This is a genomic window from Modestobacter sp. DSM 44400, assembly GCF_900107175.1.
GTDB lineage: Bacteria > Actinomycetota > Actinomycetes > Mycobacteriales > Geodermatophilaceae > Modestobacter.
This window is the reverse complement of record NZ_FNOZ01000020.1, coordinates 1-26117: the sequence shown is the minus strand read 5'-3', so window position 1 is coordinate 26117 and position 26117 is coordinate 1. Positions and strand designations below refer to the sequence as shown.

The 26117-nt window shown below is 73.0% G+C and carries 27 protein-coding genes, 1 pseudogene and 1 riboswitch; of the genes and pseudogenes, 17 read left to right on the top strand and 11 right to left on the bottom strand.

Annotated features, from left to right (window positions below; genetic code table 11):
- Positions 1 to 1413 carry an MFS transporter gene (locus tag BLW04_RS13640; RefSeq protein WP_139306842.1) on the bottom strand — a complete coding sequence of 471 codons (1413 nt, stop codon included), beginning with the start codon at positions 1411 to 1413 and terminating at the stop codon, positions 1 to 3.
- Between the two features lie 69 nt (positions 1414 to 1482).
- Here BLW04_RS13640 and BLW04_RS13635 point away from each other — a divergent pair, with 69 nt between their 5' ends.
- Positions 1483 to 2154 (top strand): YqgE/AlgH family protein, encoded by a 672-nt coding sequence (locus tag BLW04_RS13635; RefSeq protein WP_091541968.1) that lies wholly within the window; start codon positions 1483 to 1485, stop codon positions 2152 to 2154.
- A gap of 272 nt (positions 2155 to 2426) precedes the next feature.
- On the opposite strand, the gene BLW04_RS13630 is transcribed toward BLW04_RS13635, so the two are convergent.
- From BLW04_RS13630 to BLW04_RS13620, 3 genes are all read right to left on the bottom strand, one after another.
- Positions 2427 to 3203, bottom strand: a complete 777-nt coding sequence (locus BLW04_RS13630) for a hypothetical protein (protein ID WP_091541965.1) — start codon at positions 3201 to 3203, stop codon at positions 2427 to 2429.
- 137 nt (positions 3204 to 3340) lie between these two features.
- On the bottom strand, positions 3341 to 4420 hold the full coding sequence (locus BLW04_RS13625) for an inositol-3-phosphate synthase (RefSeq protein ID WP_091541962.1): 1080 nt from the start codon (positions 4418 to 4420) through the stop codon (positions 3341 to 3343).
- Between the two features lie 50 nt (positions 4421 to 4470).
- Positions 4471 to 5115 carry a PadR family transcriptional regulator gene (locus tag BLW04_RS13620; protein ID WP_091541959.1) on the bottom strand — a complete coding sequence of 215 codons (645 nt, stop codon included), beginning with the start codon at positions 5113 to 5115 and terminating at the stop codon, positions 4471 to 4473.
- 153 nt (positions 5116 to 5268) lie between these two features.
- Here BLW04_RS13620 and BLW04_RS13615 point away from each other — a divergent pair, with 153 nt between their 5' ends.
- From BLW04_RS13615 to BLW04_RS13605, 3 genes are all read left to right on the top strand, one after another.
- A complete protein-coding gene (locus tag BLW04_RS13615) occupies positions 5269 to 5682 on the top strand; it encodes a DUF5318 family protein (RefSeq protein WP_254781517.1) in 414 nt (137 codons plus the stop codon).
- A 354-nt stretch (positions 5683 to 6036) separates the two neighbouring features.
- Positions 6037 to 8328, top strand: coding sequence for a transglycosylase domain-containing protein (locus tag BLW04_RS13610; RefSeq protein ID WP_254781515.1), 2292 nt, complete (start codon positions 6037 to 6039; stop codon positions 8326 to 8328).
- 22 nt (positions 8329 to 8350) lie between these two features.
- Positions 8351 to 9850 (top strand): glycosyltransferase family 87 protein, encoded by a 1500-nt coding sequence (locus BLW04_RS13605; RefSeq protein ID WP_091542101.1) that lies wholly within the window; start codon positions 8351 to 8353, stop codon positions 9848 to 9850.
- 61 nt (positions 9851 to 9911) lie between these two features.
- Here BLW04_RS13605 and BLW04_RS13600 read toward each other — a convergent pair whose 3' ends face one another.
- Positions 9912 to 10724, bottom strand: a complete 813-nt coding sequence (locus tag BLW04_RS13600) for a deoxyribonuclease IV (RefSeq protein ID WP_091541948.1) — start codon at positions 10722 to 10724, stop codon at positions 9912 to 9914.
- Positions 10725 to 10810: 86 nt separating this feature from the next.
- Positions 10811 to 11239, bottom strand: coding sequence for a hypothetical protein (locus BLW04_RS13595; protein ID WP_091541945.1), 429 nt, complete (start codon positions 11237 to 11239; stop codon positions 10811 to 10813).
- A gap of 143 nt (positions 11240 to 11382) precedes the next feature.
- Here BLW04_RS13595 and rpsF point away from each other — a divergent pair, with 143 nt between their 5' ends.
- From rpsF to BLW04_RS13555, 8 genes are all read left to right on the top strand, one after another.
- A complete protein-coding gene (rpsF, locus tag BLW04_RS13590) occupies positions 11383 to 11673 on the top strand; it encodes a 30S ribosomal protein S6 (protein ID WP_091542098.1) in 291 nt (96 codons plus the stop codon).
- A gap of 2 nt (positions 11674 to 11675) precedes the next feature.
- The gene (locus BLW04_RS13585) at positions 11676 to 12182 is read left to right on the top strand and encodes a single-stranded DNA-binding protein (RefSeq protein WP_091541941.1); all 507 of its coding nucleotides are present in this window, start codon (positions 11676 to 11678) and stop codon (positions 12180 to 12182) included.
- A gap of 89 nt (positions 12183 to 12271) precedes the next feature.
- Positions 12272 to 12508, top strand: a complete 237-nt coding sequence (gene rpsR, locus BLW04_RS13580; protein WP_055763176.1) for a 30S ribosomal protein S18 — start codon at positions 12272 to 12274, stop codon at positions 12506 to 12508.
- An 11-nt stretch (positions 12509 to 12519) separates the two neighbouring features.
- Positions 12520 to 12966 (top strand): 50S ribosomal protein L9, encoded by a 447-nt coding sequence (rplI, locus tag BLW04_RS13575; RefSeq protein ID WP_091542094.1) that lies wholly within the window; start codon positions 12520 to 12522, stop codon positions 12964 to 12966.
- Positions 12967 to 13447: 481 nt separating this feature from the next.
- The gene (dnaB, locus tag BLW04_RS13570) at positions 13448 to 16063 is read left to right on the top strand and encodes a replicative DNA helicase (protein ID WP_091541938.1); all 2616 of its coding nucleotides are present in this window, start codon (positions 13448 to 13450) and stop codon (positions 16061 to 16063) included.
- 547 nt (positions 16064 to 16610) lie between these two features.
- The gene (locus BLW04_RS13565; protein WP_091541934.1) at positions 16611 to 16823 is read left to right on the top strand and encodes a DUF7715 family protein; all 213 of its coding nucleotides are present in this window, start codon (positions 16611 to 16613) and stop codon (positions 16821 to 16823) included.
- A gap of 157 nt (positions 16824 to 16980) precedes the next feature.
- Positions 16981 to 17619 carry a hypothetical protein gene (locus tag BLW04_RS13560; RefSeq protein ID WP_139306841.1) on the top strand — a complete coding sequence of 213 codons (639 nt, stop codon included), beginning with the start codon at positions 16981 to 16983 and terminating at the stop codon, positions 17617 to 17619.
- Between the two features lie 182 nt (positions 17620 to 17801).
- The gene (locus BLW04_RS13555) at positions 17802 to 18713 is read left to right on the top strand and encodes a GmrSD restriction endonuclease domain-containing protein (RefSeq protein ID WP_091541927.1); all 912 of its coding nucleotides are present in this window, start codon (positions 17802 to 17804) and stop codon (positions 18711 to 18713) included.
- Between the two features lie 53 nt (positions 18714 to 18766).
- Here BLW04_RS13555 and BLW04_RS13550 read toward each other — a convergent pair whose 3' ends face one another.
- Positions 18767 to 19075, bottom strand: a complete 309-nt coding sequence (locus BLW04_RS13550) for a cupin domain-containing protein (protein WP_091541923.1) — start codon at positions 19073 to 19075, stop codon at positions 18767 to 18769.
- Positions 19072 to 19692 carry a class I SAM-dependent methyltransferase gene (locus tag BLW04_RS13545; protein ID WP_091541919.1) on the bottom strand — a complete coding sequence of 207 codons (621 nt, stop codon included), beginning with the start codon at positions 19690 to 19692 and terminating at the stop codon, positions 19072 to 19074. The genes BLW04_RS13550 and BLW04_RS13545 overlap by 4 nt, the downstream gene beginning before the upstream one ends.
- Positions 19693 to 19760: 68 nt before the next feature.
- On the opposite strand from BLW04_RS13545, the gene BLW04_RS13540 reads away from it, so the two are divergent.
- Positions 19761 to 21098, top strand: coding sequence for a DNA polymerase IV (locus BLW04_RS13540; RefSeq protein ID WP_091541915.1), 1338 nt, complete (start codon positions 19761 to 19763; stop codon positions 21096 to 21098).
- Between the two features lie 6 nt (positions 21099 to 21104).
- Here the strand turns inward: BLW04_RS13540 and thiD are convergent, their stop codons facing one another.
- From thiD to thiM, 3 genes are all read right to left on the bottom strand, one after another.
- Entirely contained in the window at positions 21105 to 21935 is an 831-nt protein-coding gene (thiD, locus tag BLW04_RS13535) for a bifunctional hydroxymethylpyrimidine kinase/phosphomethylpyrimidine kinase (RefSeq protein WP_091541911.1), read from the bottom strand.
- Complete coding sequence (gene thiE, locus BLW04_RS13530; RefSeq protein ID WP_091541908.1) at positions 21932 to 22588, bottom strand: thiamine phosphate synthase; 657 nt, start codon at positions 22586 to 22588, stop codon at positions 21932 to 21934. Before thiE ends, thiD begins: the two co-directional genes overlap by 4 nt.
- The gene (gene thiM / locus BLW04_RS13525) at positions 22585 to 23379 is read right to left on the bottom strand and encodes a hydroxyethylthiazole kinase (protein WP_091541905.1); all 795 of its coding nucleotides are present in this window, start codon (positions 23377 to 23379) and stop codon (positions 22585 to 22587) included. Before thiM ends, thiE begins: the two co-directional genes overlap by 4 nt.
- Positions 23372 to 23465: riboswitch (TPP riboswitch) on the bottom strand. Its footprint overlaps the gene before it by 8 nt.
- Before the next feature lie 29 nt (positions 23466 to 23494).
- Here thiM and BLW04_RS13520 point away from each other — a divergent pair.
- The 4 genes and pseudogenes from BLW04_RS13520 to BLW04_RS13505 all read left to right on the top strand — a co-directional run.
- On the top strand, positions 23495 to 23956 hold the full coding sequence (locus BLW04_RS13520; protein ID WP_175484045.1) for a GNAT family N-acetyltransferase: 462 nt from the start codon (positions 23495 to 23497) through the stop codon (positions 23954 to 23956).
- Positions 23957 to 24064: 108 nt separating this feature from the next.
- Entirely contained in the window at positions 24065 to 24682 is a 618-nt protein-coding gene (locus BLW04_RS13515) for a hypothetical protein (RefSeq protein WP_091541901.1), read from the top strand.
- Positions 24679 to 25788 carry a S24/S26 family peptidase gene (locus BLW04_RS13510; protein WP_091541897.1) on the top strand — a complete coding sequence of 370 codons (1110 nt, stop codon included), beginning with the start codon at positions 24679 to 24681 and terminating at the stop codon, positions 25786 to 25788. Before BLW04_RS13515 ends, BLW04_RS13510 begins: the two co-directional genes overlap by 4 nt.
- Positions 25789 to 25841: 53 nt before the next feature.
- A pseudogene (locus BLW04_RS13505) lies at positions 25842 to 26117 on the top strand (ISAzo13 family transposase); the annotation flags it as partial.

Here is a 26117-nt window from a genome sequence, read left to right as displayed (position 1 = left end):
TCAGTCCGAGGCGTTCTTGGCCGGCCGCAGGTGGGTGGTGTGCGACGAGCCGGGTGACCGGCGCTCCTGAGCCGCGTTCCACCGGGCGAAGGCCAGCGCGGTGAGCAGGTACCCGACGCCGACGACGACGAGCATCGGGTAGGACACCCCGGACGTCGGGAGCAGCAGCGCTCCGGCCAGCAGCGCCACCACGAACGTGACGTTGAACAGCGTGTCGTAGACGCTGAACACCCGTCCGCGGAAGTCGTCGTCCACCGTCTCCTGCAGGGTCGTGTCGACGCAGATCTTGATCGACTGGGCCACGAATCCCAGGGCGAAGCCGGCCGCGACGATGGTCGGCGGGACGAAGGGCGCACCCAGCGCGAGCTGGCCGACCCCGCCGGCGGCGAGCATCAGGGTGATCCAGCGCGGTTTGCCCATCCGGCGGACCACCCACGGGGTGATCGAGGCGGCGAGCAGCGTGCCCACCGCACCGGCGGCCAGCACCTCGCCCAGCCCGGTGAGTCCGGCGGGGAAGAACGGTCCGAAGGGCTCGAAGCTGTTGCGATAGAGCAGCAGGGTCATCAGCGTGAGCAGCCCGTAGAAGAACCGGTGCACGCTCATCACCACCAGTGCCGCGGCCGCGGGCGCGTGCTGCACGGTGTGCTGGACGCCGGCGACCATCCCGGACAGGACGTCCCGGGCGGTCACCCGCGCCGCACGGGTCAGGTGGTCCGGCCCGAGGTGCCCGCGGTCGAACCCGGAGACGATGCCCGCGGCCACCAGGTAGGGGACGGCGGCTGCCAGCGCCAGCGCCGCGTACCCGCTGGTGCCCCGGCTCAGCAGTTCGGTGGCCACGATGGACGACGCGCCCCCGACGACGCCGGCGACCGCCCCCGCGGTGGTGGACAGGGCGTTGGCCGACACCAGGGAGGCCTCGTCGGTGGTGTGCGGCAACCCGGCCGACAAGGCCGACAGCACGAACCGGTTGACCGAGAAGACCGCCAGGCCGGCGGCGTAGAACGCGGTGCCCTGCACGCCGGCGAGGATCAGGGCGGCCACGCCGGCCACCAGGAGGGCGCGGACCATGTTGGCGACCATGAGCACCTGGCGGCGGCTCCACCGGTCCAGCCACACCCCGGCGAACGGCGCGACCAGCGAGTACGGCAGCAGCAGGACGGCGAACCCGGCGGCGACGTCGATCGGCTGGGCGGCCTGCTGCGGGTTGAACAGCACGGTGCCGGCCAGCGCCGCCTGGAAGACGCCGTCACCGAACTGGGAGCTCAGCCGGGTCAGCAGCAGCCGCAGGAAGTCACCGCGGTGGAGGAGATGGCGCACGGTGGGGCGCTCGGTCGGACGCGCGATGGGCGCCGCCTGCTGCACTCCCACCACACTACGTCGCTGCCAGGAGGTTGCCAGCCGATCGACCGACATGCCGCGGCCTCCTCGACAGCGCGGCGGTCGAGGGCCCCGGCTGCGATTCGCTGATGCACACTGGACGGGATGAACCCGGTGCCCTCGTCACCCGACCCCGACCGCCGTCCCGTTGCCGGCCCGGCGGCGGGCAAGCGACGTCGCGACGCGGTGCCCGCGCTCTCGGTCGGCTGCCTGGACGACGTCCGGCCCGGGTCGCTGCTGGTGGCCCTGCCGGCCCTGACCGACCCCACTTTCGCCGGCGCCGTGGTCTACGTGCTCGACCACTCCGACACCGGCACGCTCGGCGTCGTGCTGGGCCGGCCCAGCGAGGTGCGGATCCGCGACGTGCTGCCCGGCTGGTCGGAGCTGGCCGTGGAGCCGGGCGTCTTTCACGTCGGGGGCCCGTGCGAGACCGACACGGCGCTGTGCCTGGCCGCCCGCGCCCCGGCGGGGCCGGCCGACCCGGACAGCGGCCTGCGGCAGGTCGCCGGCCAGGTGCACCTGGTCGACCTGGACTGCGACCCCGAGGAGCTGCACGGCGAGCTCACCGGGCTGCGGGTCTTCGCCGGGTACGCGGGATGGTCCGACGGCCAGCTGGCCGCTGAGCTGTCCGCGGGAGCGTGGGCCTGTGTCACCGGCACGCCGGGCGACGTGCTCGCCGGTGCGTCGGGGCCGGAGCTGTGGCACTCGGTGCTGCGCCGCCAGACCGGCCGGCTGGGCGTGCTGTCCACCGCACCCGCGGACCCCTCCGCGAACTGAGCCGGGACGGACCGGTCCGGCTCCTGCATGACCTTTGCGGTCCGGCCTGTGCGGTCCGGCCCTTGCGGTCCCGCCCTTCCGGTCGGTCCGAGTTCCTGGTAAGAACGACTCGTACAAGAGGGGGCGGCCTGGGGAAGAGGCCGCCCCCTCTTGTGCTGTCTGGGCCCCGTCCCGAGGCGCGCCCCGCGCTTGCGAGGGGTGAGGAGGACGGTGGCCCCCCTGCAGGGCCCCGCCGCGAGCTCGCGAGCGGTGGGGGGTAGGGGGGTCCTTTCTCAGACGCCGATGGCGTCGGCGATCTCCGGGTGGTCGGCGGCTGTGACGGTCTCGGCGTCGCTGGGCAGCTCGATCGCCCGCTCTCCGTGGTCGGTGAGCGTGATCGTCACGTCGAAGTCCTGGTCGGGCAGCCGGGTCACGTACTGCAGCAGCAGGTGGGAGTCGGCGGCGACCGCGATCGTCGTCCCGGTGCTGCTGCGGAACAGTGAGGCGAGGTCCCCGTTGACCGACTTGGTGCCCTGCCAGGTGTAGTCGCGCTCCAGGAACGAGCGCGGGTCGTCGGCGGCGCGGGCGGACAGCCGCGGCACGAGCTGCACGAGCACGTCGATCAGCGAGGCCGTGCCGGTGGCGCTGGTGGTGGCGATCGGGCGGCGCACGTAGCTCGCGTCCGGTAGCCCGGCGGCGGCCAGGGCGTCCGACAGGCCGGGGACGTCGCCGTACCAGAGGTCCTGGGTGGTGAAGAACAGCGTGCGGGTGTCGTCCGGGCGCTCGTCGCCGTAGCTGGTCACGCCCTGGGCCCGGCCGATGCCCTGCGCGAAGTCGATCTCGCCGGTCAGCGTGACGACGGCGTTCTCGGCGTAGGGCGCGCTGACCACGAAGTCGGCCCCGCCGGCCTTGAAGTCCCGGTACAGCAGGCCGGAGAGCACCTCGGCCTCGTCGGCGGTGATCGGGTCGCCCGGCATCCGCTCGGTGGCGGCGTCGCTCCCACAGCCGGCGAGCAGGGCGACCAGCAGCAGCGATACCAGCGACAGCAGCGGGAGGCGGCGGAACGGCATGGGACAACAGTAGGAGGCGCAGCTGAGGGGACCGCCGGGGACGCGGAACGGCCCGCGGCACCTGCCGGAGCAGGTGTCGCGGGCCGTCCGCGGTGCGGCCCCTCCAGGGCACCGCCCCGAGCGTGCGGGGTGCTTCCTCAGCGCTCGACGTCACCCCGGATGAAGGCCTCCACGGCGTCGCGGGCCTCGCTGTCGCTGTACTGCACCGGCGGGCTCTTCATGAAGTACGACGACGCCGACAGGATCGGGCCGCCGATGCCGCGGTCCAGGGCGATCTTCGCGGCACGGACGGCGTCGATGATGATGCCGGCCGAGTTCGGGGAGTCCCAGACCTCGAGCTTGTACTCGAGGTTCAGCGGGACGTCACCGAACGCGCGGCCTTCCAGGCGCACGTAGGCCCACTTCCGGTCCGAGAGCCACGGCACGTGGTCCGACGGGCCGATGTGCACGTTTCCTACGCCCATGTCCCGGTCGACCTGGCTGGTGACCGACTGGGTCTTGGAGATCTTCTTTGACTCCAGGCGCTCGCGCTCGAGCATGTTCTTGAAGTCCATGTTGCCGCCGACGTTGAGCTGCATGGTGCGGTCGAGCTGCACGCCGCGGTCCTCGAACAGCTTGGCCAGGACCCGGTGGGTGATCGTGGCGCCGACCTGGCTCTTGATGTCGTCACCGACGATCGGCACCCCGGCGGCGGTGAACTTCGCAGCCCAGGCCGGCGTGCCGGCGATGAACACCGGGAGGGCGTTGACGAAGGCGACGCCGGCGTCGATGGCGCACTGGGCGTAGAACTCCGCGGCCTGCTGCGAGCCCACGGGCAGGTAGCAGACCAGGACGTCGGCACCGGACCCGCGCAGCGCGGCGACCATGTCGACCGGAGAATCGTCGGACTCCTCGACGACCTCGCGGTAGTACTTGCCCAGGCCGTCGAGGGTGGTGCCCCGCTGCACGGTCACGCCCAGCGGCGGGACGTCGGCAATCTTGATGGTGTTGTTCTCGCTGGCGAAGATCGCCTCGGAGAGGTCGCGGCCGACCTTCTTGGCGTCCACGTCGAACGCGGCGACGAACTCGATGTCGGACACGTGGTAGTCGCCGAAGCGCACGTGCATCAGACCCGGTACCGGATGCGTCTCGTCGGCGTCCCGGTAGTACTCCACGCCCTGCACCAGCGAAGCTGCGCAGTTCCCGACGCCGATGATGGCGACCTTGACCGATCCCATGGGCTCTCCTCCTGCGGCGGACCCGTGCGGGTCCGGTCGTTGTGTGGTGGTCACGCGGTGCGGTCCGCGCCGGGGTCTCCCCCGGGCGGCGGGTCCTGGCCCGGGACGGCGCTGTTCCGGTCGGGGTCCCGGTCGACCCCGGCGGGGTCGGCCAGCTCGCGGTCGATCAGCTCGGACAGCCAGCGGACCTCCCGGTCCACCGAGTCCATCCCGTGCCGCTGCAGCTCGAGGGTGTAGCGGTCCAACCGGGCGCGGGTGCGGCCGAGGGAGGCCCGCAGGCCGTCCCGCTGCCGTTCGACGGTGCGGCGGCGCCCCTCGAGGATGCGCAGTCGGACGTCGGCCGCGGTGTGCCGGAAGAAGGCGAGGTGTACGCCGAAGCGCCCCTCGTCGTCGTAGGCCTCCGGACCGGTCTGGCTGACCAGGTCGTGGAAGCGCTCCTTGCCCTCGGCGGTGATCGTGTAGACCACCTTCCCGCGCCTGCCGGTCAACGGCGGGGCGTCGGCCGGCAGCGGGGCGCGCGGGTCGGGTTCCTCGGTGGCGATGAGCCCGGCAGCGTGCATCCGCTTCAGCGCGGGGTACAGCGAGCCGTAGGAGATGCTGCGCAGCCCTCCGAGCACGGCGGCCAGCTGCTTGCGCAGCTCGTAACCGTGCATCGGCGACTGCTGCAGCAGGCCGAGGATGGCGAGCTCGAGCACACCACCTCCGCCTCTCCATCGGTCGATGTATCGAGACGATACATCGGATGAGCTGTCGTGGCGCAAGCCGAGCCGGCTCTGGTAGCCCCCGGCCTCCCGCGTCAGGTCCAGCGGAGCAGCCACTGGAGGGCTCGATTTGCGTACATTGGCGCCGTGCCCGGACGACGGTCGGTGGTCGACTACGCGCTGCAGCGGCGCGCTGTCCTGGCCGACGTGCACTCCGGGCGCACCGGCCTGTTCGAGGTGTGCGACGCCGGCCCGTACCTTTCCCGAGCGGCGAAGTACCACGGGGAGGCGACCGACGCGCCGTGCCCGGTCTGCCGTCGGGAGCGGCTCACGCAGGTCAGCTACGTCTACGGTGACGGGCTGGGCCCGGTGTCCGGGCAGGCCAAGACCGGGCCGGAACTCGCCCGGATGGACGCCATGCAGGAGGAGTTCTCCGTCTACACCGTCGAGGTGTGCCGCGGCTGCGGCTGGAACCACCTGGTGTCCTCATACGTTCTCGGTGCCGAGCCCACCCCGGGCCGCGCACCGCGCAGGAACCGCCGCCGGACGGCGACCGAGTAGTCGTCCCGTCCGGCGCCGCACCGGGCCGCTGGTCGCACGCTGCGGCCGGCACACAGCTGAGCACGTCATCCTGGGGTGCAGCGCGCCGTCGCGCCACCCGCGCCGCGTCACTCCACGACTCGAGGAAGGGCCCACTGCGTGCCTCCCCACGACGAGACCTCCCCGGTCGGACGCCCCGCCGGGGCCAACCGCCGTCCACCGCCGGCCAAGCGCGCGGCGGCCAGCGGTCGTGTCGGGACGACGGCTGGCCGGGGTGAGACGCCCCGCGCCTCCGCGGCGGTGCGTTCGGCCGCCGGGTCACGGTCCGCGGGCGGCGCCCGGCCGGGGAGTCCCGGCGGCGGGTCTCGTTCCGGGGTGGGCTCCCGGTCCGGCGGCGGCGGCGGTCGCCCGCCCGGTTCGCGCCCGCCGGCGCGGGGCGCCAGCGGGAGCGGGGGCAAGAAGAAGCGCTCGAAGAAGCAGCGGCGCCGCCGTGTGCTCGTCTGGCTCGCCGCCACCCTGGTGGGGGCCCTGGTCCTGCTGGGCGTCTTCGTCGGCGTGGTCTACGCCTCGACCGACGTGCCCAGCGCGGACTCCATCCGCAACGACCAGACCACCGTCTTCTACTACGCCGACGGCACGACGGAGATGGCGCGGCTGGGCACCGAGAACCGGACGGAGGTGCGCCTGGACCAGGTGTCCGAGCCCGCCCGGCAGGCGGTGCTCGCCGCGGAGAACCAGAGCTTCTACTCCGACCCCGGCATCTCCTTCACCGGCATCGCCCGCGCGGCCTGGAACAACCTCACCGGCGGCTCCACCCAGGGTGGCTCGACGATCACGCAGCAGTACGTGAAGAACGCGATACTGAACTCCGACCAGACCTTCAGCCGCAAGTTCAAGGAACTCTTCCTCGCCGTCAAGCTCGACAACGAGTACAGCAAGGACGAGATCCTCGAGAAGTACCTGAACACCATCTACTTCGGCCGCGGCGCCTACGGCATCGAGGCCGCCGCCAACACCTACTTCGGTGTGCCCGCCGCCCAGCTGACCGCCGAGCAGGGCGCGGTGCTGGCGGTGCTGGTCCGCAGCCCGAGCGCCTACGACCCGGAGACCAACCCCGAGGGCGCCCAGGACCGCTGGGGGCTGGTGCTGGACGCGATGGTCGAGCAGGGCTGGCTGGACCCCGCCGCCCGGTCGGCCGCCGTCTACCCGCCGGCGCTGCCCAAGACCGGCAGCACCCTCGGCGCCCCCGACGGCCCGGACGGCCTGGTCGTGCGTCAGGTCACCGACGAGCTCAAGGACCGCTACGGCCTGACCCAGGATGAGATCGAGTCCGGCGGCCTGCGGATCACCACGACGGTGGACAAGGCTTCCCAGGACGCCGCGGTCGCCGCGGTCACCGACGTGATGGACGGCGAGCCAGAGACGCTGCGCCAGGCCCTGGTCGCCATGGACCCGCGCACCGGTGCGGTGGTCGCCTACTACGGAGGCGCGGACGGCAACGGCTTCGACTACGCCTCCGACGCCTACCGGCCGCCGGGCTCGTCGATGAAGCCCTACGTGCTGGCCGCCGCGCTGGAACAGGGCATCAGCGTGAACGCCCAGCGGGACGGCTCCTCCCCGCAGCAGTTCAAGGACCGTCCGGGTCTGCCGGTGAGCAACGCCGGGGGGGCGCAGTGCGCCTCGTGCACCCTGACCGAGGCGATCACCCGGTCGCTGAACACCACGTTCTACGGCCTGGCCTACGAGGTAGGGGCGGAGAAGGTGCGCAGCGTCGCGCTGCAGACGATGGACATGCCGGAGACCTGGGATGCGCCGGGCAACCCCAACTTCGACGGGAAGCGCACGCTGGCGGACCCCGAGACCGGTGAGACCGGTGGCTCGATCGGGATCGGGCAGTACGAGCTGCGGCCCATCGACCAGGCACACGGCTTCGCGACCTTCGCCGCCGACGGCATGGAGCGGAACCCCTACTTCGTCACCAAGGTCACCGACAGCACCGGCGCGGTGCTGCAGCAGAACGACGGCGACCCCGGCGAACCGGCCATCCCGGCCGACGTGGCCAACGACGTCACCTTCGCCCTGGAGGGCGTGGCCAAGCACTCCAAGCGGGCGCTGGACGGCGGCCGCCCGGTGGCCAGCAAAACCGGTACGCAGGGCCGGCAGGGCAGCACGGTCGACGACACCGACGCCTGGATGGTCGGCTACACCCCATCGCTGTCCGCCGCGGTGTGGATGGGCGGTGAGAACGGCAACGAAGCCATCGAGAACGCGCAGGGCAGGCCGATCTACGGCTCCGGACTGCCCGGCGCCATCTGGCAGGAGTTCATGGACGCCGCTCTGGCGGGCACGCCCGAGGAACAGCTGCCGAGCAAGGCGATCATCAAGGGCGACACCGGCAGAAGCGTGGCAGAGCCGACCACCGAGGCGCCGGCGAAGACGAGGCCCCGGGCTCCGGCGAGCACCACCAGGCCGGCCCCGGAGACCACGAGCGAGGCCCCTGAGTCGCCGACGCCGTCGGTGGTCACCACTCCGCCGTCGACCTCTCCGACGACCACGCCGCCCCGCGGTGGGGGTGGTGGCGGCGGTGGCGGTGGTGGTGGCGGTGGCGGTGGCGCGGTGCCCCCCGTGGTGCCGCCCGGCGGCAACAACACGGCGCCGAACGGCTGACCCGGCCGGGCAGACTGAGCGCATGAGCAGCACGACGACGGGCCCGTCCGTCCCGGCCGACCAGCCGGGCGGCGGGCCCGCCGCCGTTCCCGGCCCCGACCGCGTCGTCCCGACCTGGAACGACCCGGTCGCGGCGCAGGCCAGCGAGCTGGTGGGCGGGCCGTGGGGCCGGCACGCGGTCACCGGGCGGGCGCTGTTCTGGACGCCGCTTCGGGTGTGCCTGCTGTTCACCGTGCTGGTGCTCGCCGTCGCCTGGGTCAAGCAGGCGCCCTGCGCCGACGGCAACTGGACCGGCTCCAAGCAGTACACGCACTTCTGCTACTCCGACACGGTGCCGCTGTTCGGATTGCACGGCCTGGACACCGGGCAGGTGCCCTACCTGGACTCGAAGGTGGAGTACCCGGTGCTGACCGGCGCGTTCATGGGGGTGGCCGCAGAACTCGCCTACCGCTACGACACCGTGGCCGAAGCGGTCGGTCCGCTGCCGTCGGTGGTGCCGGTCGAGAGCTACTACGTAGTCACCTGCCTGCTGCTGTCGGCCTGCGCCCTACTGACCACGCGCGCGGTGCTCGGGCTGTCGGGACGGCGGCCCTGGGACGCGGCCATGGTCGGGCTGTCGCCGCTTCTGTTCGTGCACGCCTTCACCAACTGGGACCTGTTCGCCGTCGCGCTCGCGTCGCTGGGCATGTGGGCCTGGGCCCGGCGGCACCCGGTCCTGGCCGGCGTGCTGATCGGGCTGGGCACGGCCGCGAAGCTGTACCCCGTGCTGCTGCTGGGCGTGCTGTTCGTGCTGTGCCTGCGGGCCGGGCGGCTCCGCACGTGGGCGGGCGCGGCGCTGGGTGCCGCGGTGGCGTGGCTGGTGGTGAACGTGCCGATCGCCGTCCTGGCGCCGGAGAACTGGACCCGCTTCTTCACCCTCAACGGCAGCCGGCCGGCCGACCCGGACACGCTGTGGAACATCGCGCTCACCGTCACCGACAACCGGATCCTGGACGGACCGCTGGCGGAGGGACAGTCGCCGTCGGTGCTCAACGCGGTGGTCGCCGGCGCACTGCTCGTGCTCGCCGCCGCAGTGGCGGCGCTGGCGCTGCTCGCCCCCCGGCGCCCCCGGGTGGCCCAGCTGGCGTTCCTGCTGGTGGCCGGTTTCCTGCTGGTGAACAAGGTGTGGAGCCCGCAGTACTCACTGTGGCTGCTGCCGCTGGCCGTACTGGCCCGCCCGCACTGGCGGTCGCTGCTGTTGTGGCAGGCCACCGAGGCGCTGCTGTGGGTGCCGCGGCTGCTCTGGTACCTGGGCACGGACAACAAGGGCATCGGCGTCGAGTGGTTCCTGTTCGCCGTCGGGGTGCGCGACGTCGCAGTCGTCGTCCTGATGGCGCTGGTGGCGCGCGACGTCTGGCAGCCCGAGCACGACCGGGTGCGGCAGAGCTGGCCCGGCACCGACGACCCGGCTGGTGGCGTGCTGGACCACGCCCCGGATCGGGTCGTCGTCTCGCGACGATCGAGGGTCGGCGCCGTGGGTTGAGCCGCCCGGCCGACCGGGTCATGACCCGGTCCATCAGTCGCGCAGGCGGCTCAACCCTGGGTCAGCTCAGCGCCCTGCGCAGCATCGCCACCTCGGCGGCGTGGCTCGCTGCGTCTCCCGGGGTCTCCAGCACGATCGGGGCGTCCGCGGCGCGGCCGACCTCGAGCAGCAGCTCCAGCGGGATCTCGCCCTCACCCAGCGGGGCGTGCCGGTCGCGGCCGGAGCCGGCCGGGTCCCGGCTGTTGTTCAGGTGCACCAGGTCGATCCGGCCGGTGATCGCCCGGACGTCGGCGACCACCCGGGTCAGGTCCCACCCGGCGGCCCAGGCGTGGCAGGTGTCCAGCACGAAGCCGGCGTCGAACTCCCCGACCGCCTCCCACAACCGGTCCAGCGCGCCCAGCTCGCGGGCCATCGCGTTGTCGCCGCCGGCGGTGTTCTCGATCAGCACCGGCAGCCCGAAACCGCCGGACTCCGCCTGCCGGGCGAAGGTCTTGCGCCAGTTGTCGACCCCGGCCGCCGGGTCGTCCTTGGCCAGCACGTGGCCACCGTGCACGACCATCGCGCGGGCCCCGATCGCCACCGAGGCCCGCGCGTGCTGGCCGAGCAGCTTGCGGCTGGGGATGCGGATCCGGTTGTTGGTCGAGGCGAGGTTGAGCACGTAGGGGGCGTGCACGAACACGGCCACGTCGCCGGCGAGCAGATCCGCGGCGTCCGGGCGGGGCTCGGGCGCCGTCCAGCCCTGTGGGTCGGCCAGGAACACCTGCACTCCGTCGGCGTCCATCTCGGCGGCCCGGGCGAGCGGCCCGCCGTTCAGGAGCTCGTTCTCCTCGGTCAGGCCAGGTCCGACATGGACCCCGACCGCGTGGTTCGCCATCCCCGGGACAGTAGTTCGCCACTTCCCCGGGGTGCGGCCGTATCGCCGAGGTCCATGATCGTTCTCCGACGTGACCCGGGTTCTCCTCACCGGTAGGAGCCGTCAGTGCCGACGAGCCGCTGCCCATCGGTGAACCTGCCGTCCCCGCCGCCGATCACCGTGCCCGCCCTCCGGGCAAGCCCCGGCGGTGGTGCCCCCGCCGCCCGCCGCCCCCGCCCCGGAGGCCGCGCGGCGCCCACCTCGTCCTCGGTGTCCGCGCCGGGCGACTCCGTCGTCCCGGGCCAGGGTCCGGGCCGCAGCTCCTCCGGCAGCGGCGGTGTGCTGGGCGACCACGACGGCGCCTCGGCAGCGAGGTCTCCCCCGATGCCGCCGGCCCGGGTCCGGGCGCCGGGCTGACCGCGCCGGCGCTGGCGGCCCTCCTCGCGCTGACCGGTGTCTCCTCGGCCCTCGTCCGCGGCGTGCGGCTCCAGCGCGCCTCGCGCTGACCGGGTCGCCGGGGCATCCGCCCAGCTCACCGGCGGACCTGCCGGGCTCGCTGGTAGCCTGTCGGGTGCGCGACCGCAGCTGGCAACCCGCCTGCTCGGGCGCGCGACGCATGCACAGCCCTCCTGCTGCAGATCCTCTGCAGCCGCTGAGACCAGAGGAGGTGGGGTTCTCCGTGCGCAATTACGAACTGATGGTCATCCTCGACCCCGAGCTCGAGGAGCGGACCATCGCTCCGAGCCTGGACCGGTTCCTGTCCGTCGTCACCAGCCGTGGCGGCAGCATCGGCAAGGTCGACATCTGGGGCCGGCGTCGCCTGGCCTACGAGATCAACAAGCGTCCTGAGGGCATCTACGCCGTCATCGACATCAACGCCGAGCCCTCCGCCGTGGCGGAGCTGGACCGGCAGCTGAACCTCAACGAGTCGGTGCTGCGCACCAAGCTGATGCGGCCCGAGGTCCACTGACCATGGCTGGCGAGACGGTCATCACCGTCATCGGCAACCTGACGTCGGACCCGGAGCTCCGGTTCACGCCGTCCGGCGCGGCCGTCGCCAACTTCACCGTCGCCTCCACCCCGCGGACGTTCGATCGTCAGTCCTCGGAGTGGAAGGACGGCGAGGCGCTCTTCCTGCGCTGCAACGTGTGGCGGCAAGCGGCGGAGAACGTCGCCGAGTCCCTCACCCGCGGTTCGCGGGTGATCGTCTCCGGTCGCCTCAAGCAGCGTTCCTTCGACACGAAGGAAGGCGAGAAGCGCACCGTCATCGAGCTCGAGGTCGACGAGATCGGCCCGTCCCTGCGCTACGCCACCGCGAAGGTCACCAAGGCCCAGCGCGGTGAGGGTGGCGGCGGCGGGTTCGGTGGCGGCTCGGGCGGTGGCTTCGGCGGCGGCTCCGGTGGCAGCTCCGGCAGCGGCGGCGGGTCCAGCGACCCGTGGTCGACCCCGCCGGCGTCCAGCGACGAACCACCCTTCTGAAGAAGGACCCCTTCCTCCCCACCACTCGCAAGCTCGTGGCGGTGCCCTGGAAGGGGCCGTCCCCTCTGTACATCTCCCAGGAGAACCCCGTGCCCAAGCCCCCCATCCGCAAGCCGAAGAAGAAGGTCTGCCAGTTCTGCAAGGACAAGGCGACCTACGTCGACTACAAGGACACCACCCTGCTGCGGAAGTTCATCTCCGACCGCGGCAAGATCCGAGCACGGCGCGTCAGCGGCAACTGCAGCCAGCACCAGCGGGACGTCGCCGTGGCCGTGAAGAACAGCCGTGAGATGGCCCTGCTCCCCTACACCTCCACGGCGCGCTGATCATGAGCACGATGAAGCTCATTCTCACTGCTGAGGTCACCGGTCTGGGTTCCTCCGGTGACACCGTCGAGGTCAAGGGCGGGTACGCCCGCAACTACCTCCTCCCGCGTGGGTTGGCGCTGCTGTCGACCCGTGGTGCGGAGAAGCAGATCGCGAGCCTGCGCCGGGCGCGCGCTGCCCGCGACGTGCGCACGCTGGAAGAGGCCCAGTCGGTCGCGGCCCGGCTGTCCGGGCTGACCGTCACCCTCCCGGCCCGCGCCGGGAACGGCGGCCGCCTCTTCGGGCGCATCACCACCGCCGACGTGGCCGCCGCGGTCACCGCCGCCGGTGGCCCGGAGCTCGACCGTCGCCGGATCGAGCTACCCAGCAGCATCAAGAGCACGGGCACCCACACCGTCACGGTGCGGGTGCACCCGGAGGTCAGCACCGCGGTGACCCTCGAGGTCGTCTCGGGCTGAAAAACACCCCCTGCCCCCCACCGCTCGCAAGCTCGCGGCGGGACCCTGCAGGGGGCCGCCCGCGAGGGGCGTCGGACTCCGGTCCGGCGCCCCTCCTGGCATTCCGGGGCTGGGCTCGCGGGGCGGGTGGGACGACGTCCGGCGTGTCGCAGATATTTCTTGCAGCTCCCCGCTGTCCACACCCTGGTCGGGGCCGCTGCGCAGGTGGCACCCGGATGGCCGGGAGTCGACCGTCGCTCCTCCCGAGTGCGTCCACACGATCACCGTGCTCGTCCACCGACATATCCACATGTTGTGCAGAACCCTGCCCACAGACGGTGTTGGACCACGGGCCGTCGGCTCCATAGCGTCGTCCGCGCTACCGCGGGAGTGGGAACTGTCAGCGCCCGATGGTAGCCATATGTCGAACAAGTGTTCGACGGCGTGATGTCGAGCCGGGATGCCCCATCGCGGGTCCGCTCGACGGGATGGGAGATCCAGCGTGGCAGTGCTCGACGACGTCAGCCGACCGAGGGCGGCAGCTCCGGAGTACGACCGGCAGCCCCCGCAGGACGTCGCAGCCGAGCAGTCGGTGCTCGGCGGCATGCTGATGTCGAAGGACGCGATCGCCGACGTGGTGGAGGTCCTGCACGGCGCCGACTTCTACCGCCCGGCCCACCAGGTCGTCTTCGACTGCGTCCTCGACCTCTACGGCCGGGGCGAGCCCGCCGACGCGATCACCGTCGCCGCTGAGCTGAATCGCACCGACCAGCTGTCCAAGATGGGCGGCGCGGTCTACCTGCACACGCTGATCGCCTCCACGCCCACCGCGGCCAACGCCGGCTACTACGCCGCGATCGTCGCCGAGCAGGCGGTGCTGCGGCGGCTGGTGGAGGCCGGCACCCGCGTCGTCCAGCTCGGCTACGGCGCGGCCGGTGGCAAGGGCGACGTCGACGACATCGTCGACCGGGCCCAGCAGGAGATCTACGACGTCACCGAGAAGCGGATGAGCGAGGACTACTCGCGCCTCGAGGACATCCTGCAGCCGACCATGGACGAGCTGGACGCCATCGCCTCCCGCGGCGGCACCGCCCGGGGCGTGCCCACCGGCATCCGTGACCTGGACGAGCTCACCAACGGCCTGCAGGCCGGTCAGATGATCGTCATCGCTGCGCGTCCCGGTGTCGGGAAGGCCCTGGCGCTGGACACCCCGGTGGCGACCCCCACGGGCTGGACGACGATGGGAGAGGTCGCGGTCGGCGAGCAGGTCATCGGTGCCGACGGCCGTCCGACGTCGGTCGTCGCGGCGACCGAGATCATGACCGGCCGACCCTGCTACGAGGTGCACTTCTCCGACGGCTCGACGATCGTCGCCGACGCCCAGCACCAGTGGCTGACCGACGACCGGGCCAGCCGGAAGTCCGCCCAGGCGGCCCGGATCGGCTACAACGGCTACCGCAACCAGCGGACGTTCGCCGCCGTGCGCACCACCGAGGAGCTCGCCCGCACGGTCCGCTGCCCCACCAAGGATGCCCGGCTGAACCACTCCGTCACCAACGCGGAGCCTCTTGCGCTGCCCGAGGCCCCGCTCCCGCTGCCGCCGTACGCGCTGGGCGTGTGGCTCGGCGACGGCACGTCGGCCTCCGCGCACTACACCAGCGCCGACCCGGAGATCGCCGTCTACATCGAGGCCGACGGGCTGGTGGTCGAACGCACCTCCACCGACCTCCGCTACGCGATGCGCCTCCCGGCCCGGGACGGCGTCGCGGCGCACCCGTGCCCGATGTGCGGGCAGCTCTCCGTGCCCAAGACCTCGCAGGTGCAGACCTGTGGCGAGGCTTGCGGCGGCAGGCTCCGCGCGGCCGGCGACGCCGGCCGGACGGCGGCCTGCCCCGACTGCGGTGGCCCCTCCGCCGGGCTGGCCCAGTGCCAGGCATGCCGAGCCCAGCACGGGACCGTGACGGGCCTGCTGCGCTCCCTGGGCGTGCAGGGCGACAAGCACGTCCCGGCGGCGTACCTGCGGGCGTCGGTTGGGCAGCGGAGGGCGCTGCTGGCCGGCCTGCTGGACACCGACGGCACGGTTGCGCCACACGGTGTCGTGCAGTTCGCCGTCACCAGCCAGCGGCTGGCCGAGGACGCCCGCGAGCTGATCGCCAGCCTGGGCCACCGGGTGCGGATGACGCGCAAGCGCGTCGCCGGTCGCTCCGAGGCCTCGTCCACCTGCTTCACGCTGGCCTTCAGCACCGACGACGAGGTGTTCCGGCTCGAGCGCAAGAAGCTGCTGCACAAGGAGCGCGGGGCGCGCACCTTCACGGCGCGCGGTGTGCGGTTCATCAGCGACGTCCGGGCCGTCGACAGCGTGCCGGTCCGCTGCATCCAGGTCGACGCAGCGGATCACCTGTTCCTGGCCGGGCACAGCTTCATCCCGACACACAACTCGACGCTGGGGCTCGACATCGCCCGCTCGGCGTCGATCAAGAACCACCAGCCCGCCGCCATCTTCTCCCTGGAGATGAGCAAGCACGAGATCACCATGCGCCTGCTGTCGGCAGAGGCGAAGGTGCCGCTGCACCACATGCGCGCCGGCACGCTGTCCGACGAGGACTGGTCCAAGCTGGCCCGCCGGATGGGCGAGATCGCCGATGCCCCGCTCTACATCGACGACTCCCCCAACATGACGATGATGGAGATCCGGGCCAAGGCGCGGCGGCTCAAGCAGCGCAACGACCTCAAGCTGGTGGTCATCGACTACCTGCAGCTGATGACGTCGGGAAAGCGGGTGGAGAGCCGTCAACAGGAGGTGTCGGAGTTCTCTCGCGCGCTGAAGCTGCTGGCCAAAGAATTGGAAGTACCGGTCATTGCGATGAGCCAGCTGAATCGCGGTTCAGAACAACGGCAGGACAAGAAGCCGATGCTCTCCGACCTTCGCGAATCGGGATCGATCGAGCAAGATGCCGATATGGTGATGATGATCCACCGCGAGGACATGTATGAAAAAGAATCCCCTCGTGCCGGTGAGGCAGACATCATGCTGGTCAAGCACCGGAATGGTCCGACCGCCAATGTGACGGTCGCCTTCCAGGGTCACTACAGCCGCTTCGTGGACATGGCGAACTGACGCACCACCTCGAGGGCGACACGACGATGCCGGAACTGGTCGAACCGACGACGCGTCGGTACGCCGGGTGGCGGGCGGCGCGCGACGACTGGGGTCCGGAACCCACGAAGATGGGTTCGGATCACACGCCGAGGACGACGTCGAGACGCCGGGCGGATTGGCGGCCTGGGTTCAGCGCTTGCGGCAGGAGTCGGACACGACGGTGTCGCCTGCGGAAGGACGCGTCCACTGCACGAGCAGGCACTGCCTGGGCAGGCGAGCGACGCGGGGTGTCCAGAGGCAGTCCGTGTCGCCCCGCATCCAGCCAGCGGAGATGCTCGGGATGGGTGGAGTTGTCAGACCCCCGTGCGAGCGTCCCGGCATGAGACTGCTGACCGCGACCAGCCAGGGTCAGGGCGCACGGGACAGTGACCTTCTGCTTCGCCACGGAGGGCGAATTGGTGTTCCTGGACTACGTCTGCGCGCGTGACCAACAGGACCCCGAGCGGGGGTGCGGGTGCCGCCGCGCGTTCGCGGGGATGAACTCCCATCGGCCACGATTACGGCGATGGTCTGGGAGCTCGACCTCACTCTCGACGACATCGGGCTCGCGGTGGCGGGCTACTACACCAGCGGCGGACTGGGGCCAGACCTCCTGCGTGCCGACGACTTCACCGATCTGGTGTCCGAGACGGTCGAGGACGTCGTCGAGTACGCGCGGTGGTTCCCGGCCGGCACCCTCGTGGGTCGTCGGTTGGACCACATCCGGGTCCACGCCTGACCCACAGGACATGGCCCGCCGTCACAGTGGGTGACATCGCGTAGGCGCTCCTGCCCCGCAGCACCTGATCTGGTGAATTCCGGCGATACGGCTACGGCTCCGCCTGTCCCCTGCCGATCACTGCACTGCAGCTGTCGTCGTCCCATAGGAGTCCTCCGTGCCCGGTTTGTTGTCTGTTCTCATCGCCAAGGCGGTCCCGGCGGGGGTCGCCGGCAAGGTCGCCGCCGGTGCCGCGGCCCTGGTCGTGGTGGGTGGCGGCGCCACCGCAGCCGCCCAGACGATCGAGCCGACGTCCTCCTCGACGTCCTCCTCGACGTCCTCGGAGTCGGTCGCCGTCACCGAGACCCCGGCGACCGAGACGACGGCGCCCACGACCACACAGGTGCTGCCGACCACGACGGAGGCGCCGGAGGTCACGACGGAGGCGCCGGAGGTCACCGAGGCGCCGGAGGTCACCACGGAGGCCCCGGAAGCCCCGACGGCGGTGGAGGAGGCCCCCGAGAGCACCGAGCAGACCAACCACGGGGACGACGTGTCCTCGGCCGCCCACACCTCGTTCGAGTCCGGCCGGGAGCACGGCGGGGCGGTCTCCTCTGCCGCGCACGAACACCCCGAGCGGGTGGGCGATGACTCGGACGACGACGCCACCGAGGACGAGGCCGCGCATCAGGAGTCCGAGGGTTCCGACGACTCCGGGTCCGAGCAGTCTGGCTCCAGGAACTCGGGCGGCGGGAACTCGGGCGGCGGGAACTCGGGCGGCGGGAACTCCGGGAAGTCCGGGCACTCCGACGGCTGACCTCCGACCGCTCGCACCACGGCCACCCCTCCGGCGACGGACGGGTGGCCGTCGTGCTGTCCCCCGTCAGGAGCCCGGAGGCGGGCCGGCCTGACCGACACGACGCGCAGGTCCGGCGGACCTGCCCGGTGCGCGCTGGCCGGCCGCCTAGCGTCGAGCGCGACCGACTCCGGGGGATCCACGTGAATCTACGCACCACCGCGCTGCGCACCGCCCTGCTCGCCGGCGCCCTGCTGTTCGGCACGGCAGCCTGCGGCCCGGCCGCGCTGTCGCCGACGGCGTCCACCGGGGGGGCCGATGAGAGTCAGGCGTCGCCCCTGACCAGTTCGGCCGCTCCGGCGCCCGGCGGGCAGACCGCGCTGGCCGTCCTGGCCACGCTGCCGGTCAAGGGTCGCGCTCCGCAGACCGGGTACGACCGCGACCAGTTCGGCCAGGCCTGGGCCGATGTCGACCGAAACGGCTGCGACACCCGCAACGACGTCCTGCGCCGGGACCTGACCGGTGAGGTCTACAAGCCCGGGACGGCGGACTGCGTCGTCCTCAGCGGGTCGCTGGCCGACCCCTACACCGCGACCACGATCTCCTTCGAGCGCGGCGACGGCACCAGCGTCGACATCGACCACGTGGTCGCCCTCGGCGACGCCTGGCAGACCGGCGCCTTCGCCTGGGACGTTTCGAAGCGCACCGCGCTGGCCAACGACCCGCTCAACCTGCTCGCCGTCGACTACTCCGCCAACCGGCAGAAGGGGGACGGCGACGCGGCCACCTGGCTGCCCAGCAACCGCGGCTACCGCTGTTCCTACGTCGCGCGGCAGCTCGCGGTGAAGGCCGCCTACGGGCTCTGGGTGACCCCGGCCGAGCACGACGCGATCAACGCTGTCCTCGCCGGCTGCCCGCACGAGCCGCTCCCGACGGCGGGCACCCCGGCACCGGCCCCGGAGTCAGTTCCGGCCTCCGCAGCCGCGCCGGCTCCCGGCGCCCCCTACGAGAACTGCACCGCAGCCCGGGCCGCCGGCGCCGCCCCGCTGCACCGCGGGGAACCCGGCTACTCCCCCGCCATGGACGGCGACGGCGACGGAACCGCCTGCGAGTAGCTCAGTCCCGCAGGTTCAGTTGGTCCTGGCGCAGCGCGAAGGCGTCGATCTCCTCAGTGGTCGGGGCCGGCCGCGCGGAAGCCGGGCACGCCCGAGTGCGGGACGTTGGCCAGATCCCCGGCCGACGCCGTCGTCCACTCCTCGCCGCTGAGCACCGCCAGCTCGCCCTCCAGCACGGAGAAGGACTCGCTGAACGTCCGGTGCAGGTGCGGCCCGGGGCCGCTGCCGCCCGGCGCCGTCGCCACCTCGAACAAGCCGAGGTCGCCCCGGGTCTGGCTGCCGGTCGCGACGAACCGGGTGCGCCCGGCGGAGCGCTGGTCGCCCCGGCGGGAGAACGTCGCCGGATCGGGCAGGTACGTCACCGGTCCCGCCCGGGGATCGGCCGCAGCACCGCCACCAGGAAGTCCGCGTCCGGTCCGAACGGCCGCAGGTCCCAGGTGGACAGCAGCAGGTCCGGTGCCAGGCCGGCCGCCTCCGCATCGGTGAGGAACTCGTCGAACGGGTAGCCGCGGCCGGCGCCGAAGCCGATCGCCGCCCGGCCGTCGTCCCGGAGGTGGCCGCGTAGCCGACGCAACACCTCCCGGCGGGTGCTCGCCGCCAGGAACGCCATCACGTTCCCGGCGCAGACGATCCCGTCGAACCGCTCGGGGATGCCGAGTGCGGGCAGGTCGAGCTCGGCCAGGTCGCCGACGAACCAGCGCGGTCCCGGGTGGTCGGCCTCGGCCGCCTCGATCAGCACCGGGTCGGCGTCCACCCCGACCACCTGGTGGCCGGCGTCGGCCAGGAACGCGCCCACCCGGCCGGGTCCGCACCCGGCGTCGAGCACCCGGGCACGACGGGGCAGCAGCGCGTCGACGAGCCGCGCCTCCCCGGCCAGGTCGGCACCCTGTGCTGCCATGGTGCGGAATCGTTCGACGTAGGCGGCTGAGTGGTCCGGGTCGTCCTGACTCATCTGCGCCCAGGCGCTCTGCTCGACCATCGGGTCATCATCGCGCGGCATCATCGGAGAGCCGGGACCCACCCGGTGGGACGACGAGGAGGTGCGGCGTGCGGCGGGACCCGAGCATCCTGCACCTGGACCTCGACGCCTTCTTCGCCGCCGTCGAGCAGCGCGACAAGCCCTCCCTGCGGGGCCGGCCGGTGGTCGTCGGCGGCACCGGGGGCCGCGGCGTCGTCTCCACCGCCTCCTACGAGGCCCGCGCGTTCGGTGCCCACAGCGCGATGTCCACCATCGAGGCCCGGCGCCTCTGCCCACCCGGGACGGCGTTCCTCAGCCCGCGCTTCCCCGCTTACAAGAGGACCTCCGAGCTGGTCATGTCGCTGCTGCGGGAGCTCTCGCCGCTGGTGGAGCCGGTCTCCATCGACGAGGCCTACGTCGACCTGGCCGCCGGCGGGCACGAGCTGAGCGTCGACGGGGTCACCGCGATGGCCACCCAGCTCAAGGCGACGATCGCCGAGGCCACCGGCGGGGTCACCGGCTCGGTGGGCGTGGGCACGTCCAAGTCGCTGGCCAAGATCGGCTCGGAGCTGGACAAGCCGGACGGGCTGACCGTCGTCCCGGCCGGCGAGGAGCTGACCGTGCTGCACCCGCTGCCGGTGCGCAGCCTCGGCGGCGTCGGCCCGGCGACCGCCGAGCGGCTGGCGCAGGTAAAGGTGACGACCATCGGCGACCTGCACCGGCTGTCGCTGATCGACCTGACCTCGCTGGTGGGGCAGGCGCAGGGCGCCGGGCTGTACCGGCTGGCCCGGGCGGACGACGACCGTCCGGTGATCACCGACCGGGAGGCGAAGTCGGTGTCGGCGGAGGAGACGTTCGCCCGGGACCTCACCGACGCCGCGAGGCTGACCGCCGAGATCGACGCGCTGGCCGCCCGGGTGGGCAGCCGGCTGCAGCGCTCGGGCACGTCCGGGCGCACCGTCACCCTCAAGGTGCGCCGCTACGACTTCACCACGCTGACGCGCTCGCAGACCCTTCCGCAGCCCGTCGACGACCCGCGGCAGATCGCCGAGGTGGCCCGCCGGCTGCTCGGCGGGGTCGACCGCTCCGGTGGCCTGCGACTGCTGGGCGTGGGCGTCTCGGGACTGGCGACGTTCGTGCAGGGCGACCTGTTCGCCGAAGGGGACGCCGTGGAGGCAGCGACCGCCGAGGGCCTGGCGGCCGAGCCGGTGCCGGCCGACCCGCGGCCCGGGCCGGCGGTCGTCGCCTGGTACCCCGGTCAGGACGTCGTCCACGCCCAGCTCGGCTCGGGCTGGGTGTGGGGCAGCGGCCTGAACCGGGTCACGGTGCGCTTCGAGGGCCCGCGGACGACGCCCGGACCGGTGCGCACCCTGGCCGCCGACGACCCCGACCTGCGGCCGGGCGACCCGCCGGACTGGGCCGACTGAAACGGCTCAGGCCGCCCACCAGCCGGCGAAGTGGTGCACCGGGCCGTGCCCGGAGCCGACGCCCAGCGCGGACCCTTCGAGGAGCGCCACCTGCAGGTAGTCCCGGGCACCCTCCACCAGCGGCGCCCAGTCCAGCGCCGCCCCCGGCTCGGCCAGTCGCACCCGGGCGGCCAGCGCGGCGATCGCCGAGGACAGCGTGCAGCCGGTGCCGTGCGTCGAGGTGGTGTCCACCCGGGGCCGCCGGGTCTCCCGGACGCCGTCCACCGTCACCAGCACGTCGACGCTCTCGTCCCCGCCGAGGTGACCGCCCTTGAGCAGCACTGCCCGCGGCCCGAGCGCCAGCAGGGCCAGCGCCTGGGGCGCCAGCTCGGCGACCGACGTCGCCGGGGTCACCTGCAGTAGCGCCGCGGCCTCCGGCACGTTGGGGGTCAGCAGGTCGGTGACCGGCAGCAGCACCGTGCGGACGGCGTCCACCGCGTCCTCGTCGATCAGCCGGTCGCCGCTGGTCGCCACCATCACCGGGTCGCACACCACCGGCCCGCCCGGCCGGTCGGTCAGCACCGCGGCGACCTCCCGCACGACCGCCGCCGAGCCGAGCATCCCGAGCTTCGTGGCGTGCACGGTGACGTCGGCCAGCAGGGTGCGCAGCTGGTCGCCGACGAACGCCGCCGGGACGGCGTGCACCCCGGTGACACCCCGGGTGTTCTGCGCGGTGAGGGCGGTCAGCACCGCCGTGCCGTAAGCGCCCAGCGCGCTGAAGGTCTTCAGGTCCGCCTGGACCCCTGCTCCGCCGCTGGGGTCGCTGCCGGCCACGGTCAGCGCCACGGCGGCGGTCATGCCGGCACCTGCAACGCGGCGCGCAGCGTGCGCGCCGCGGCCGCGGGGTCGGGAGCCGCGCAGATGTCGGAGACCACGCAGACCCCGTCGACCCCGGTCGCCGCGACCGCGGCGGCGTTGCCGGCATGGATCCCGCCGATCGCCACCGAGACCAGGCCCCCGGCGTGGGCCACCGCGGCCAGCTCGCGCACGCCGTCCAGCCCCAGCCCGGGCCCGGCGTCGGGCTTGGTGGGCGTCGCCCAGACCGGGCTGAGCCCGACGAGGTCGACGGTGCCGGCCGGGAGCGCGAGGACGTCGCGGAGGTCGTCGGCAGAACCCACCGACACCCCGACCAGCGGACCGGGCCCCAGCAGGGCCCGCACGTCGGCCGCCGGCAGGTCGTCGGCGCCCACGTGCACGCCGTCGGCACCGGTCAGCAGGGCGACGTCCACGGCGTCGTTCACGACCAGCCGCACGTCGGGCCGGTCGGCCAGTACCGCCTGCACGGCCCGGGTGAGGGCCAGCAGGTCGCGGCGGCCGGCCATCTTGTCCCGCACCTGGACGGCGGTCACCCCGCCGGCGACCGCGGCGGCCACCACGTCGGGCACCGACCGCGGGGCGCAGAACGCGGTGTCGGTGACCAGGTAGAGCCGCGGGTCGAACGTGCGGTTCATGAGGTGCGGACGTCGGCGGCGGCCAGCGCGTCGCCGTCCAGCGCGTCGAGCGCGTCCAGCCACTGGGCGGCGAAGGTGCCGGGGCCGTCGGCGAGGTCGGCGGCGATCTCGGCGGCCAGCGCCACGTGGGCGTGCGCGGCGACGGTGCCGGTCAGCGGGTCGCCGGTGGCCGCGACGTAGGCGGCGACCAGGGCGCCCAGCGCGCAGCCGGCCCCCGTCGTGCGGGTCAACAGCACCGACCCGCCGCCGACCCGCACCGTGGTGCTGCCGTCGGTGACCGCGTCGACCTCACCGCTGACCGCCACCACGCCACCGGTGCGCCGGGCCAGCTCCTCGGCCGCCGCGAGTGCGTCGTCCGCCGCGGCGGTGCTGTCGACCCCACGACCGCCGGCCCCCGCGCCGACGAGCGCCAGCACCTCCGAGGCGTTGCCGCGCACCACGGTCGGGCGCAGCGCGACCAGTTCGGCGGCCAGATCGGTGCGGAAGGACAGCCCGCCGACGGCCACCGGGTCCAGCACCCATGGGGTGCCGGCTGCGTTCGCGGCCCGGGCGGCCAGCCGCATCGCCTCTGCGGTGCGGGCGTGCACGGTGCCCACGTTGACCAGCACCGCGGAGGCGACCGAGGCGAACTCGGCGGCCTCCTCCGGGGCGTCGACCATCGCCGGGGCTGCGCCCACGGCCAGCAGCGCGTTCGCGGTGAACGCCTGGACGACGGTGTTGGTCAGGCAGTGCACCAGGGGTGCTGAGTCGGTGAGCTGCGTGCGAGCGGCACGCAGGGAGCTGGCGTCCACGCCGTGACATCCCTTCGCCAGTGCGAGCTGGAGCAGGTTCGACGGGTGTGCTCTCAGTCCCGGTCGGGACACCCCGTGTCGGCTGGCGACGCTACTACCGCGGGAAGATGGCGCGGTGACCGGAGAGCCGACGCTGCACGAGGCCCGCTTCGCGGAGCTGACCCCCGCCGAGCTGTACGGCATCCTCCGGTTGCGGGTCGACGTGTTCGTCGTGGAGCAGGCATGCCCGTATCCGGAGCTGGACGGCCGGGACGCCGAACCGGGCACCGTGCACCTGTGGCAGCGGGCGGCCGACGGCACGGTGCTGTCGACGATCCGGGTGCTGGAGAACGACGAGGACCGGGCGATCGGCCGGGTCGCCACCGCGGTGGGCGCCCGGGGCCGGGGCTTGTCGGCGACGCTGGTGCGGCGCGGCATCGAGCTGTGCGGCGGGCGGACGATCGACATCGGGGCCCAGGCCTACCTGGAGCAGTGGTACGAGCGGTTCGGCTTCCGGCGCTCCGGCCCGGACTACCTCGAGGACGCCATCCTGCACCTGCCCATGCGGCTGGCCGGCGGACGTCACCCGGAGGGGTGAACGAGCGGGCCGAGGGTGGCCCGGGGTCAAGGAACCGGGGGCTCCTGCCGTCCTTGGGGGAGACCGGCGTATGCCGGCCGTCCCTATGGCACCCCAGGAGTCTTCCCGGTGAGCAGGCTGCTCGTCCCACGCATACCTCGTGGCCGGCGCCCGACTGCCCTCGCCCAGTGGGGCCTGGCGGGGCTGGCCGCCGTGCTGCTGGCCACCACGTTCGTCTGGCACTCCGCCTACGCCGACTTCTCCGACGCCACGTCCGCCGTCACCGTCCCCGTCTCCACCGCCACGGTGGTGCTCGGTGACGACGACGCCGGAACCGCGATGTTCAGGGTCTCCGCGCTGAAGCCGGGCGCCATGGGCACCCGGTGCATCGCGGTGACCGCCACGGGCTCGACGCCGGCGCTCGTCAAGCTCTACCGGACCAGCGGGACCACCTCCCGGTCGCTGGCCAGCTATCTACTCATGACCGTCTCCGCGGGCAGCGGCGGCGGCTCCGGCGGTTCCGGCGGCTGCGGGGCCTTCGTGCCGTCCGCCGACCTCTACAGCGGCACGGTGGTCGACATGCCCAACAGCTACTCGGGCGGAGTTGACTCCTGGCAGACCGCCGGGACCACCACGGGTGAGGTCCGGAGCTACCGGATCACCTTCTCGCTGTCGTCCAGCGCCCCGGTCAGCGCCGCGGGCGGCTCGGTCTCGGTCGGCTTCACCTGGGAAGCGCAGTCGACATGACCAACGCCGCTCCCCGTGCGGCCCGCTCGGTCCGCTTCCTGGCCCGGACGGCGCTCGGCACGCTGGTCCTGCTGCTCCTGGTGTCCGTGCTGCCCGCAGCGGCCGGCTGGCGGACCAGTGTGGTCATGTCCGGCTCCATGGCCCCGACCGTGCAGCCCGGCGATGTCACGCTGGTGCGCCCGGTCGCCACCGCGGACATCGAGCCCGGGCAGATCCTGCTCGTCGACGACCCGGACATGCCCGGACAGCTGCGGCTGCACCGGCTCGCGGCGATCGAGCCCGGCGGGCTGCGCCTGCGGGGGGACGCGAACCCGCAGGCGGACAGCACCCTGGTGCAGCCGGCAGCCGTGCACGGTGTCGGCGCGCTGCGCCTGCCGCTGCTCGGGGCGCCGGTGCTGTGGGCGGCGCAGCACCGGTTCGGACCGTTGGTGCTGACTGTGCTGGCGCTCGCCGGCCTTGTCGCCCTGGCCGTCCCGTCCCGCGCTCCCGCGCCGCCGGGCGGCCCCGGACCCACCCGCGGGAGCCCGGTTGCCGGGCAGGCCATCGTCCGTCGTCCGCGGGCCCGGACCCGCCGGCTCGGCGGGGCGGCAGCGGCATCGGTCGCGGTCCTGCTGGCCCTGCCGGCCGTCGGCGGCGCGTACGCCACGTTCACCGCGGTGACGGGCAACCCGGCCAGCTCCTGGTACGCGGCCGGCAACTGGACCTGCGGCTCGGCGGCCACCTCCGCCGGGGCGCTGTCCTACCTCTCTCTCCAGGACGCGGCCGGCCCGACCGCGGTCAACGGCGGCTCGTCCGGATCCGCCGGCAACGGCACCTACACCAGCACCGGGGTGACCTATGGCGTCGCCGGCCCGGACTGCAGCCTGAGCGGGGACACCGCGGTGCGGTTGGACGGGGCGGCGGGTGCGGTGTGGACGTCGCAGCTGGTGAGCAACCCGCAGACGTTCTCCACCCAGGCCTGGTTCTCTACCACGACCACCCGCGGCGGGTGGCTGGTCGGCTTCGGCAGCGGCGCCAGCGGCGCCCAGTCCAGCAACTACGACCGGCAGGTCTTCATGACCGACTCCGGGCAGCTCACCTTCGGCGTGTACAACAACGCCACTTAGGGCCCGGCAGGGATCAACTCCAGGATTGGGCTTCGGGGGTCAAGCTTGGTGAGGTGACCACCGGTGTGTCCGATGAGGCACTGGCCGAGAAGTTCGCCAGCGTGTTTCCGCACCTGAACGAGCGGCAGCGTCGGCTGCTGGCGGGGGCCGAGGCACGTTCGCTGGGCCGGGGCGGCACCGCCCGGGTGGCCCGCGCCAGCGGGTTGCACCCGGAGACCGTGACCGCTGGGATGGCGGAGCTGACCGGCGGCGCGCCGGTGACCGATCGGGTGCGTCGCCCCGGGGGCGGGCGCCGGCCGTTGACCGAGACCGACCCGACGCTTCTCACC

What these genes read in the sequence shown, in the direction of transcription:
- BLW04_RS13640 (WP_139306842.1), bottom strand. Translation starts at nt 1,413, where the DNA reads ATGTCGGTCGATCGGCTGGCAACCTCCTGGCAGCGACGTAGTGTGGTG.
- BLW04_RS13635 (WP_091541968.1), top strand. Translation starts at nt 1,483, where the DNA reads ATGAACCCGGTGCCCTCGTCACCCGACCCCGACCGCCGTCCCGTTGCC.
- BLW04_RS13630 (WP_091541965.1), bottom strand. Translation starts at nt 3,203, where the DNA reads ATGCCGTTCCGCCGCCTCCCGCTGCTGTCGCTGGTATCGCTGCTGCTG.
- BLW04_RS13625 (WP_091541962.1), bottom strand. Translation starts at nt 4,420, where the DNA reads ATGGGATCGGTCAAGGTCGCCATCATCGGCGTCGGGAACTGCGCAGCT.
- BLW04_RS13605 (WP_091542101.1), top strand. Translation starts at nt 8,351, where the DNA reads ATGAGCAGCACGACGACGGGCCCGTCCGTCCCGGCCGACCAGCCGGGC.
- BLW04_RS13600 (WP_091541948.1), bottom strand. Translation starts at nt 10,724, where the DNA reads ATGGCGAACCACGCGGTCGGGGTCCATGTCGGACCTGGCCTGACCGAG.
- BLW04_RS13585 (WP_091541941.1), top strand. Translation starts at nt 11,676, where the DNA reads ATGGCTGGCGAGACGGTCATCACCGTCATCGGCAACCTGACGTCGGAC.
- rplI (WP_091542094.1), top strand. Translation starts at nt 12,520, where the DNA reads ATGAAGCTCATTCTCACTGCTGAGGTCACCGGTCTGGGTTCCTCCGGT.
- BLW04_RS13565 (WP_091541934.1), top strand. Translation starts at nt 16,611, where the DNA reads ATGGTCTGGGAGCTCGACCTCACTCTCGACGACATCGGGCTCGCGGTG.
- BLW04_RS13545 (WP_091541919.1), bottom strand. Translation starts at nt 19,692, where the DNA reads ATGGTCGAGCAGAGCGCCTGGGCGCAGATGAGTCAGGACGACCCGGAC.
- thiD (WP_091541911.1), bottom strand. Translation starts at nt 21,935, where the DNA reads ATGACCGCCGCCGTGGCGCTGACCGTGGCCGGCAGCGACCCCAGCGGC.
- thiE (WP_091541908.1), bottom strand. Translation starts at nt 22,588, where the DNA reads ATGAACCGCACGTTCGACCCGCGGCTCTACCTGGTCACCGACACCGCG.
- BLW04_RS13510 (WP_091541897.1), top strand. Translation starts at nt 24,679, where the DNA reads ATGACCAACGCCGCTCCCCGTGCGGCCCGCTCGGTCCGCTTCCTGGCC.